Origin of the sequence: Pseudomonas sp. NPDC090208, assembly GCF_044746785.1 — a bacterium.
In the GTDB taxonomy this organism is placed as follows: Bacteria; Pseudomonadota; Gammaproteobacteria; order Pseudomonadales; family Pseudomonadaceae; genus Aquipseudomonas.
The window spans coordinates 103,479-110,857 of record NZ_JBIVCU010000013.1 but is presented as its reverse complement, the minus strand read 5'-3'; the positions used below and the strand labels follow the sequence as shown (position 1 = coordinate 110,857).

General features: G+C 63.2%; 6 protein-coding genes. 2 read left to right on the top strand and 4 right to left on the bottom strand.

Going from position 1 to position 7,379, the window contains the following annotated elements; genetic code table 11:
• Positions 1-47: 47 nt before the first annotated feature.
• The 4 genes from pstS to ACIPL0_RS21225 all read right to left on the bottom strand — a co-directional run bounded on the left by pstS (position 48) and on the right by ACIPL0_RS21225 (position 4,673).
• Complete coding sequence (gene pstS / locus ACIPL0_RS21240) at positions 48-1,067, bottom strand: phosphate ABC transporter substrate-binding protein PstS (protein WP_400596408.1); 1,020 nt, start codon at positions 1,065-1,067, stop codon at positions 48-50.
• A 278-nt stretch (positions 1,068-1,345) separates the two neighbouring features.
• On the bottom strand, positions 1,346-2,146 hold the full coding sequence (locus ACIPL0_RS21235; RefSeq protein WP_400596406.1) for an aldolase/citrate lyase family protein: 801 nt from the start codon (positions 2,144-2,146) through the stop codon (positions 1,346-1,348).
• A 12-nt stretch (positions 2,147-2,158) separates the two neighbouring features.
• The gene (gene rhmD, locus ACIPL0_RS21230) at positions 2,159-3,343 is read right to left on the bottom strand and encodes an L-rhamnonate dehydratase (protein WP_400596404.1); all 1,185 of its coding nucleotides are present in this window, start codon (positions 3,341-3,343) and stop codon (positions 2,159-2,161) included.
• Between the two features lie 31 nt (positions 3,344-3,374).
• Entirely contained in the window at positions 3,375-4,673 is a 1,299-nt protein-coding gene (locus tag ACIPL0_RS21225; RefSeq protein WP_400731601.1) for an MFS transporter, read from the bottom strand.
• 127 nt (positions 4,674-4,800) lie between these two features.
• On the opposite strand from ACIPL0_RS21225, the gene ACIPL0_RS21220 reads away from it, so the two are divergent.
• Together ACIPL0_RS21220 and ACIPL0_RS21215 are read left to right on the top strand one after the other, a co-directional pair.
• The gene (locus ACIPL0_RS21220; protein ID WP_400596400.1) at positions 4,801-5,757 is read left to right on the top strand and encodes a LysR family transcriptional regulator; all 957 of its coding nucleotides are present in this window, start codon (positions 4,801-4,803) and stop codon (positions 5,755-5,757) included.
• 69 nt (positions 5,758-5,826) lie between these two features.
• Positions 5,827-7,227, top strand: a complete 1,401-nt coding sequence (locus tag ACIPL0_RS21215; protein ID WP_400596398.1) for a diguanylate cyclase domain-containing protein — start codon at positions 5,827-5,829, stop codon at positions 7,225-7,227.
• The last annotated feature ends 152 nt before the right edge of the window (positions 7,228-7,379 follow it).

Here is a 7,379-nt window from a genome sequence, read left to right as displayed (position 1 = left end):
GGATCGCCCGCCATTTATGACAAAGGTGTCCTGATCCGCGTGGGTGATTACTGCCCCCAACTCGCCTCGATCTGGCCCTTCAAATCCCCCGGAATCGGCGCGAAGTCCAGCGTGCGGGCGTGCTCCTGGCCGCTCTCCAGCGTCCAGCGGAAGAAGTCCTGCACGGTCTTCTGGCGGTCGGCATCCTTGGGTTGCTTGTACATCAGGATGAAGGTCGCGGCGGTGATCGGGTAGGCGTTCTGGCCCGGCGCGTCGAGCATCGACAGGTCGAAGTCCTTGGCGTTTTTCCAGTCGGCGGTGTCAGCGGCGGCCTGGAAGCTTTCGGTGCTTGGCGCAACGAAAGTGCCAGCGGCGTTTTTCAGCAGGCCGAACGTCAGCTTCTGCTGTTTGACGTAGGCGTATTCGACATAACCGATGGCGCCGGCCATCTGCTTCACGTACGAGGCCACGCCTTCGCTGCCCTTGCTGCCGATGCCCACCGGCCATTTCACCGACGTACCCGCACCGATCTTGCCGTTCCACTCCGGGCTGACCCGCGACAGGTAGCTGGCCCAGTTGAAGGTACTGCCCGAATCATCCGAGCGGTACACCACGATGATCTTGGCATCGGGCAGTTTCAGATCCGGGTTCAGCGCGACCAGCGCCGGGTCGTTCCACTTGTTGATCTTGCCCATGTAGATATCGGCCAGCACGGGGCCGGTGAACTTCATGCTGCCTGACTTGATCGAGGCGATGTTGATCACCGGCACCACGCCGCCGATCACCGAAGGAAATTGCTGCAGACCGAATTTCTGCAGATCGGCCGAACTCATCGGCATGTCGCTGGCACCGAAATCCACCGCGCCTTCCTTGATCTGCGCGATGCCGGCGCCGGAGCCGACGGACTGGTAATTGACCTTGATACCGTGCTTCTGGTTGTAGTCGGTGGCCCACTTGTACAGCACCGGATAGATGAAGGTGGACCCGGCGCCGGTCACCTCCTGCGCCGCAGCGGCGCTGCCAGCCAGCGACAGATTGAGAGCCAGGCCTAAGCCTGCGGCCAGTACCATTCGGGAGAGCTGCAACATGGACGACTTCCTGTAATCGAGCGACATCGGGGTGTGATGTCTTTATGGGATCACAGTAATCAGCATGTTTTTATGACAGAACGTAACCGGGCAACGAATCTCATCCATGACGGATTGGTTGCTGGATACACAGGTATCTGAACACTGCATTCCCTGTGGGAGGGATCCGAGGTTACGAGGGTCGCGAATGCATTTTGTCTGACACACCGCCTTCGCGACCCTCGTGACCTCGGATCCCTCCCACGGCCTTCGGCCAGAATCAGAGGGGCTGGCAGGCCTCAATACGTCCGCGACACCGCCGCCGCTTCACTCGGCTCGCGATACCGCGCCAGATTCGCCTGGGCCGCCTGGCGCAGCAGCAGAATGTCGATCCCCACCGCCACGAACTGGCAACCCCAGCTCATGTAACGCCGTGCATCCTCTTCGGCCGGGGCGAGGATGCCGCAGACCTTGCCGGCGGCCAGGGTCGCATCCACTGCGTGGCGAATGCTCGCCTGCACTTCCGGGTGCGACGGATTACCGATGTGGCCCATGCCGGTGGACAAGTCCGCCGGGCCGATGAACACCGCGTCGACACCCTCCACCGCGGCAATCGCCTCGACGTTCTCCACACCCGCGCGCGACTCCACCTGCACGATCAGGCACAGCTCCTCATGGGCGGTATTCAAGTAATCCGGCACCGCGTCCCAACGAGTCGCGCGGGTCAGGCCGCCGCCGACACCGCGCACGCCATACGGTGGATAACGCATGGCGCGTACCAGTTCGCGGGCCTGCTCGGCGGACTCCACCATCGGCACCATCAGCGTCTGCACACCGATGTCCAGCAACTGCTTGATCAGCACCGTGTCGCCGGTTACGCAGCGCACCACCGGCGCGGTCGGGTAGGGCATCACCGCCTGCAACTGGGCGAGGATGCTCGGCACCGTGTTGGGCGCGTGCTCGCCGTCGATGAGCATCCAGTCGTAACCCAGGCCGGCGACGATCTCCGAGGCGTAACTGGTGGCGAAACCGGCCCAGATGCCGTACTGCGGCTCGCGTTTCGCCAGGGCGGCCTTGAAGGCATTGCGGGGCATTTTCATGTAGGACTCCTGTCAGTGGCTGTAGGGACGGTGCAGTTGGCACTCAGGGTTGAGCGTCACCCCGAAACCCGGTTGATCGAGCCTGGACAGGCGCATGCGGCCATTCTCCGGCACCGGTTCGCCCAGCAGTTGCGGGTGGAACATCGGCACCACTTCATCGGCCTTCGGCGCCATCATCAGGAACTCGGCGAACGGGCTGTTGGTGCGCGTGGCGACGAAATGATAGCTGTACACCGACGAGCCGTGGGGCACCACCAGCGCGTTGTGGGCGTCGGCCAGTGCGGAAATCTTGATCAGCTCAGTCAGGCCGCCGCACCAGCCGACGTCCGGCTGGATGATGTCGCAGCAGCCCATTTCCAGCAGCATGCGGAAGCCCCAGCGGGTGGCTTCGTGCTCGCCGGTGGTGACCAGCATGCCCTTGGGCACGTTCTGGCGCAGGGCGGCGTAGCCCCAGTAATCGTCCGGCGACAGCGCTTCTTCGATCCACTTCAGGCCGAATTCATGGGCGCCTTGGGCCAGCCGCGTTGCGTAGTTCAGGTCCAGGCTCATCCAGCAATCGAGCATCAGCCAGAAATCCTTGCCGACCCGCTCGCGCATCACCGCCAGCTCTTCGAGGTTCTTGCGCAGGCCTTCTTCGCCCTCCGCCGGGCCGTGGTGCAACGGCAGCTTGCCGCCGATGAAACCCATCTTCTGCGCCAGATCCGGCCGTGCGCCGGTGGCGTAGAACTGCAGCTCATCGCGTACCGCGCCGCCGAGCAACTGATGCACCGGCTCCTGACGCACCTTGCCGAGCAGATCCCACAGCGCCAGATCGATGCCGGAAATGGTGTTGATCACCAGCCCCTTGCGTCCGTAGTACTGCGACGACAGGTACATCTGGTCCCAGATTTTCTCGATGTCGGTGACCTTGGCACCTTCAAGGAAACGCGCCAGATGCTTCTCGACGATGTACGCCGCCGGCTCGCCGCCGGTGGTCACGGCGAAGCCGACGTTGCCCGCCGAATCCTCGATTTCCACCACCAGCGTGCCCAGCACGTTGATGCCGAAACTGCGGCGGCTCTGGCGGTATTCCGGGTATTTGCTCATGGGCGTGGCGATGTGGTCGTCGATCCAGTGGCCGTCGCCCTGATCGTGATAATCGGCGCCGCCGCCACGCAGAACGAAAGCGCGGACGTGCTTGATGGTGGGCGTGCTCATGGAGGACTCCTGTGATTCCAGTGAATGACGATCAGTGTTGAAAGGTCGGTAATGTGTGCGCGGTGCCGGCCTTGGGCGGGCGGATGCCCATCACCAGCGCGGCGGCGATCAGGGTGGTCAGCGACAGCAGATAAAGCCCTGCGCTGGGCGTCTGAAACGCGCCTTCGGCCCAGTTCTTCAAAATCGGTGCGATAAAGCCGCCCAGCGCGCCGAACGAGTTGATCAGGGCGATAGCGCCTGCCGCCGCGCTGCCGGCCAGGAAGCTGCCGGGAAAGGTCCAGAACACTGGCTGCACGGCGATGAAGCCGGAGGCGGCACAGCACAGCGCCAGAATCGCCAGCAGCGGGTTGGCAAAAGTCACCGACGCGGCGATGCCCAGCCCCGACACCACCAGTGTCAGCGCGGCGACGCTGCGCCGTTGGCCGCTGCGGTCGGCAATCGCCGGCACTTTCCAGGCGGCGAATAGGGCGCAGAGCCACGGAATGGCACTGACCAGTCCGACCATGAAGCCGACCTTGCTGCCCATCAGCCCGGCGACCTGGCTCGGCAGGTAGAACACCACGCCGTACACGCTGGCCTGGATCAGCAGATAGATCGCGCAGAGGTACAGCACCGCTGGCTGGCACATGGCTTTGAGCACGCTGCCGTGACCCTGCTTGTGGCTGTCTTCGGCGTCCAGCACCGCCTGCAGTTGCTGGCGCTCATTGGCACTCAGCCACTTGGCGTCAGCCGGGCGGTTGTTCAGATAGAAATACGCCCACACGCCGACTGCCGAGGCGAGCAAGCCTTCCACGGCGAACAGCCACTGCCAGCCGTGGCTGCCGAACACGCCGTCCAGCTCCAGCAGCAACCCGGACAACGGGCTGCCGAAGATGAACGCCAGCGGCGCGCCGAAGTAGAAAAAGCCCATGGCCTTGCCGCGTGAGGCCTGCGGAAACCAGTAGGTGAGGTAGAGGATTACGCCGGGGAAGAAACCGGCTTCGGCGACACCCAGCAAGAAGCGCAGCACGTAGAACGTGGTTTCGTTGTGGGCGAAAACCATGGCCGCCGACACCAGGCCCCAGGTCACCATGATCCGGCACATCCACAGCTTGGCGCCGACCTTGTGCAGGATCAGATTGCTCGGCACTTCCAGCAGCGCATAACCGGCGAAGAACACCCCGGCACCGAAGGCGAAGGCCGTGTCGCCGATCCCGGTGTCGGCCTGGAACGCCTGTTTGGCAAAGCCGACGTTGGCACGGTCGAGGAAGGCCATGATGTACATCAACAGCAGGAAGGGCAGCAGACGCCATGACACCTTGGCGAGCAAGGACGCGGGGAGTGTGTTCACGACAGTTTCCTTTTTGGAATTATTCGACTGCGTACGGCAGCGACTCTACTGCCGTAAAACGATGCGTGACCAATCGTTTTTAGCTTAGGATCGATACCCTCACGGTATCGATACCAGGTTGCCCGCCATGCCCGATCACAGCTCGCCGCATCACCTGTTCAGCCGCCTGCGTTACAAGCATCTGCAAATGCTGGTGGTGCTCGGCTCCAGCCTCAACCTGCACCGCGCTTCGCTGAACATGCACATGTCGCAGCCGGCGGCGACGCGCATGCTGCACGAGATCGAAGACATGTTCGGCTGCGAACTGTTCGAGCGTTTGCCGCGCGGCATGCGCCCGACGGCGCTGGGCAAGGAGCTGTTGCGCTTTGCCGAATCGGCTCTGAGCGGGCTGGACCGCTGCGCCGCCGACATGCAGGCGCGTTTGCAGGGCGGCTACGGTTATCTGGCCATCGGCACCATCATGGGCGCCGCGCCGGATCTGGTGATCAACGCCGTGGCGGAGATCAAAAGCCTCAACCCGCAACTGCGCATCCGCATCATGGGCGACACCAGCGATCAGGTGATTCAGTTGCTGGAGCAGGGCCGCATCGACCTGGCCATCGCCCGCCGCAACGCCGCCACCGACCGCGAGCATTATGCTTTCGAGCCCTTGGGCAACGAGCGCTTGATGGTGGTGGTGCATCAGGGCCACCCGCTGGCGAAGCGGCGCAAACTGGACTGGGCCGAGCTGGTCAGCGACTGGCCGTGGATCCTGCAACCGGACAGCAGCCCGGCGCGCATCGCTTTCGATCAGGCGTTGGAACGCCTGGCCCTGCCGGTGCCCGCCGACATCATCGAGTGCAGTTCGGTGTACTCCATGCAGCAACTGGTGCAGCTCACCGACGCCATCATGGTGCTGTCCGAGTCAGCCCTGCGCGACTACCTGAAAATGGGCCTGGTCAAGGCGCTGCCGGTGCAGATCGAAGAACGCATGGCGCCCTTCGGCCTGCTGACCCGCAAGGGCGAAGCGGCGAGCCGGGAATTGCAGCAATTTATCGAATTGTTGCGACGCAGAGCGGCTGAGCAGGCGTCGCCATCCGTTTGAAGTGGGCAAACGTGCGAATCCCCAGGACCGGGTATAGACTCAGACGGTCTTTTCAGGACCGGACGACCCATGGAAGCGCCCATTCCTCCATACGAAAAAGAACGTCTCGAAGCGTTGCATTTCCTCGAGATTCTCGACACGCCGGCTGAGGCCTCGCTCGACCGCATCACCCGGCTGGTGGCGCGGGTGCTGAATGTGCCGATCGCGCTGGTGTCGTTGGTCGACGAGGACCGTCAGTGGTTCAAGTCGCGGGCCGGCCTGGAGGCTTCGGAGACGCCGAGAGAAATGGCGTTCTGTGCTCACGCCATTCTGCAGACCTCGCCGCTGGTGGTGCCGGACGCTCAGGAAGACGAGCGCTTCCGCGACAACCAGTTGGTCACCGGGGCACCGAACATCCGCTTCTATGCCGGGGTGCCGATCCGCACCAGCCAAGGGTTTGCCGTCGGTACTCTATGCGCTATCGACGAGCGGCCACGGCAGTTGAGCCAGGAAGACATCGACACCCTGCGCGACCTGGCCGATATCGTCAGCCGCGAAGTGCAATTGCGCGAAAACCTGATGTTGGCACGCCAGCAGCGCGCCCGCTCCGATGCCTTGTTCAAGGCCAGCGAAGCCGGTTATCGCTCGATGTTCGAACTGGCCTCGGTGGGCATTGCGCTGGTGGCGCCGGATGGCGGCTGGATCAGCGTCAACACCGCGCTGTGCGACATCCTCGGCTACACGGCTGACGAGCTGAAATACCTGACCTTCCAGGACATCACCCACCCCGACGACCTGAACAGCGATCTGGAGCTGCTGAACCAGTTGATCGATAACGAGATCGACCGTTATCAACTGGAAAAGCGCTACGTGCGCAAGGACGGCCGGGCGGTGTGGGCCAGCCTGGGGGTGACCAAGAAGCTCTCCGAAGAAGGCCATCTGGAGTACTTCATCGCCATCATTCAGGACATTCAGGCGCGCAAGGAATTCGAGCAGGAGGCGCGGCATGATGCGCTCACCGGCCTGTACAACCGCCGCGCGCTAGACGTGATCCTGCCCACCGCGCAGGCACGGGCGGACCGCTCGAAACTGCAAATGGCGCTGATGTTCATCGATCTGGATGGCTTCAAGGGCATCAACGACACCTACGGCCACGATGCCGGTGACGACCTGCTCAAGACCATTTCCTCACGCCTGCAAAGCTGCGTGCGCCGCACCGACAGCCTGGTGCGCCTGGCGGGTGACGAGTTCATCGTGATTCTGGAAGGCATCGTCCCCGGCGCCGACGAAGCGCGTGTGGTGGCGCAGAAACTGCTGGCGGCGATCGCCGAGCCGATCATCCTCAAAGGCAACGTGGTGCGCAGCAATGCCAGCGTGGGCTTTGCCATGTACGAACCCGGTTCCGGGAAGCAGCAGGATGAGTTGATGCGCGAGGCCGATCGCTGGATGTACAAGGCCAAACATCTGGGCAAAGGGCGGGTGATGCCGTAGGCGCGCGAGTGCGGTGTGTCAGCCAATGCCGTGGTGCCTGAGCTGACGCTTTCGCGAGCAGGGCTCCCTCCCACGGATTGCGTTGATGCCCATCTCCTGCGGCTGACAATGATCCTGTAGGAGCCGGCTTGCTGGCGAACCGGGGTGTCAGT

What these genes read in the sequence shown, in the direction of transcription:
- ACIPL0_RS21220 (WP_400596400.1), top strand. Translation starts at nt 4,801, where the DNA reads ATGCCCGATCACAGCTCGCCGCATCACCTGTTCAGCCGCCTGCGTTAC.
- ACIPL0_RS21215 (WP_400596398.1), top strand. Translation starts at nt 5,827, where the DNA reads ATGGAAGCGCCCATTCCTCCATACGAAAAAGAACGTCTCGAAGCGTTG.
- pstS (WP_400596408.1), bottom strand. Translation starts at nt 1,067, where the DNA reads ATGTTGCAGCTCTCCCGAATGGTACTGGCCGCAGGCTTAGGCCTGGCT.
- rhmD (WP_400596404.1), bottom strand. Translation starts at nt 3,343, where the DNA reads ATGAGCACGCCCACCATCAAGCACGTCCGCGCTTTCGTTCTGCGTGGC.
- ACIPL0_RS21235 (WP_400596406.1), bottom strand. Translation starts at nt 2,146, where the DNA reads ATGAAAATGCCCCGCAATGCCTTCAAGGCCGCCCTGGCGAAACGCGAG.